The sequence below is a fragment of the Xanthomonas sp. SHU 166 genome (assembly GCF_000364685.1).
GTDB classification, from domain to species: Bacteria; Pseudomonadota; Gammaproteobacteria; order Xanthomonadales; family Xanthomonadaceae; genus Xanthomonas_A; species Xanthomonas_A sontii.
Window position 1 is genome coordinate 1 of the sequence record NZ_AQOJ01000489.1, and the last position, 2,591, is coordinate 2,591.

Annotated in this window: 3 protein-coding genes; 2 read left to right on the forward strand and 1 reads right to left on the reverse strand. The window is 69.8% G+C overall.

Annotated features, from left to right (window positions below):
• Window positions 1-660: flavodoxin domain-containing protein (locus tag D180_RS12805; protein ID WP_017913099.1), on the reverse strand; the 660-nt coding region annotated here is incomplete at its 3' end.
• A gap of 195 nt (window positions 661-855) precedes the next feature.
• On the opposite strand from D180_RS12805, the gene cysD reads away from it, so the two are divergent.
• Both cysD and D180_RS12815 read left to right on the forward strand, forming a co-directional pair.
• The gene (gene cysD / locus D180_RS12810) at window positions 856-1,764 is read left to right on the forward strand and encodes a sulfate adenylyltransferase subunit CysD (RefSeq protein WP_017913100.1); all 909 of its coding nucleotides are present in this window, start codon (window positions 856-858) and stop codon (window positions 1,762-1,764) included.
• The coding region (locus D180_RS12815; RefSeq protein WP_198526553.1) for a GTP-binding protein at window positions 1,764-2,591 on the forward strand (828 nt) is incomplete at its 3' end. The genes cysD and D180_RS12815, both read left to right, overlap by 1 nt.

Sequence of the window (2,591 nt, forward strand, 5' to 3'; positions counted from 1 at the left end):
GGGCGTGTGGCGGCCCAGCACGTCGCGCGCCTGCGCCAGCGCCTGCGCGCGCCATGGCGCCGCGACCGTCTCGATCTCCAGGTCGGCCTCGCCCAGCGGCAGCAGGCGCTGCGCGCCGAGTTCGGCCAGGCGTGCATCCAGGCGCCGGGCGATGCCGCAGAAATCGGCGTAGCTGGAATCGCCCAGGCCGAGCACGGCGTACTGCAGCTGCGGCAGCTTTGGCGCGCGCCGGCTCTGCAGGAACTCGACGAAGCCGATCGCATCGTCCGGCGGGTCGCCCTCGCCCTGGGTGCTGATGACCACGTACAGCAGGCGTTCGTTGCCCAGTTCGCGGGTGGGATAGACGTCGGCGCGCAGCAGGCGCACCGCCAGCCCGGCGGCTTCGACCTCGGCGGCGACCTGTTCGGCGGCGCGGCGCGCGTTGCCGGTCTGGCTGCCGTAGACGATGCTCAACTGCGGCGCGGGCGAGGGTGACGCGGCGGCACCGGCGACCACGGCCAGCGCCGGCGTTGTCGGCCCCTGCGCCTGGGCCAGGCCGGCGGCGTAGCCGGACAGCCACCACAGGCCGGCCGCGTCCAGGCCCTCCACGGTCCGCGCCAGCAGTGCCTTGCGCTCCTCGGGCAAGGGGCTGGGCGGCAACGCGGGCGAGGCGGCGGTCATGGCCGGTCCGGGTGTTGGGAAGGGATGACCGATGTTAGGGAAGCGTTGCGCGGTGCAGAAAGGAACAGGGGTTATCGGCTCATGCCCGGGGCTTATTTCTGCCGGGCGGCCGGCGCGACGCACACTGCCGCCCCGACTGCCACGACCGCTGCTACGCTTTGGTCCGGTCTCCCACTGCCTGCCGCCGCCGTCTCGATGAGTGCGTTCCCCCTGTCCCACCTCGACCGCCTAGAGGCCGAGAGCATCCACATCCTGCGCGAGGTCGCTGCCGAGTTCCGCAACCCGGTGCTGCTGTATTCGGTGGGCAAGGACAGCTCGGTGCTGCTGCACCTGCTGCTCAAGGCGTTCGCGCCGGCGCCGCCGCCGATCCCGCTGCTGCACGTGGACACGCGCTGGAAGTTCCGCGAGATGATCGCCTTCCGCGACCGCCGCGCCGCCGAGACCGGCGTGGAGCTGCGCGTGCACATCAATCCCGACGGCGTCGCCCAGGACGTCGGCCCGTTCAGCCACGGCGCCAGCGTGCACACCGACGTGATGAAGACCCAGGCGCTCAAGCAGGCGCTGGAACTGTGGAAGTTCGATGCCGCCATCGGCGGCGCGCGCCGCGACGAGGAGAAGGCGCGCGCCAAGGAGCGCGTGTTCTCGTTCCGCAACGCGCACCACCGCTGGGATCCCAAGCAGCAGCGTCCGGAGTTGTGGAATCTGTACAACCCGCGCATCCATCCCGGCGAGAGCGTGCGCGTGTTCCCGCTGTCCAACTGGACCGAGCTGGACATCTGGCTGTACATCTACCGCGAAGCGATTCCGGTGGTGCCGCTGTACTTCGCCGCCGAGCGCCCGGTGGTGGAGCGCGACGGCGCGCTGATCATGGTCGACGACGCACGCCTGCCGTTGCGTCCCGGCGAAACCCCGCAGCTGCGCCGCGTGCGCTTCCGCACCCTCGGCTGCTACCCGCTGACCGGCGCGATCGAGTCGCAGGCCGACACCCTGGAGAAGATCATCGCCGAGATGCTGCAGGCCACCACCTCCGAACGCCAGGGCCGGATCATCGACCAGGATCCGGGCGCCTCGATGGAGCAGAAGAAGGTGGAGGGGTATTTCTGATGGGCTGGGAATCGGGAACAGGGAATCGGGAATCGCAAGTGCAAAAGCAAGCATCGCCGCCATCTGGCGCGTCGCAGGAGACCGCTGTTTCCATTCCCCATTCCCCATTCCCTATTCCCGTAGGCGGCGACGCAGTCGCCGCCTACCTGCAGCAACACGAACACAAGCCGCTGCTGCGTTTCATCACCTGCGGCAGCGTCGACGATGGCAAGAGCACCTTGATCGGGCGGCTGCTGTACGACAGCAAGCGGCTGTTCGACGACCAGTTGGCGGCGCTCGGTGCCGACAGCAAGCGCCACGGTACCCGCGGCGGGGCGATCGACTATGCGTTACTGCTGGACGGCCTGGCCGCCGAGCGCGAGCAGGGCATCACCATCGACGTGGCCTACCGCTATTTCGATACCGACCGACGCAAGTTCATCGTCGCCGATTGCCCCGGGCATGCGCAGTACACCCGCAACATGGCCACCGGTGCGTCCACCGCCGACGTGGCGGTGGTGCTGGTCGACGCCGCCAAGGGCGTGCTGACCCAGACCCGCCGGCACAGCTACATCGTCGCGCTGCTGGGCATCCGTCACGTGGTGCTGGCGGTCAACAAGATGGACCTGGTCGGCTTCGCGCAGGCGACGTTCGACGCGATCGCCGCCGAGTACCGCGCGCTCGCCGCGCAGTTGGGCATCGCCGACGTGCAGTGCATTCCGCTGTCGGCGCTGGAGGGCGACAACCTGTCGCAGCGCTCGGCGCGCATGCCCTGGTATGCCGGCCCGGCGCTGCTCGAACACCTGGAAGGGGTGCAGTTGGACGCGCGCGGCGGCGACGGCGGCCTG

Bases quoted from the DNA above. Each gene is read 5' to 3' on its own strand.
- cysD (WP_017913100.1), top strand. From the start codon at position 856: ATGAGTGCGTTCCCCCTGTCCCACCTCGACCGCCTAGAGGCCGAGAGC.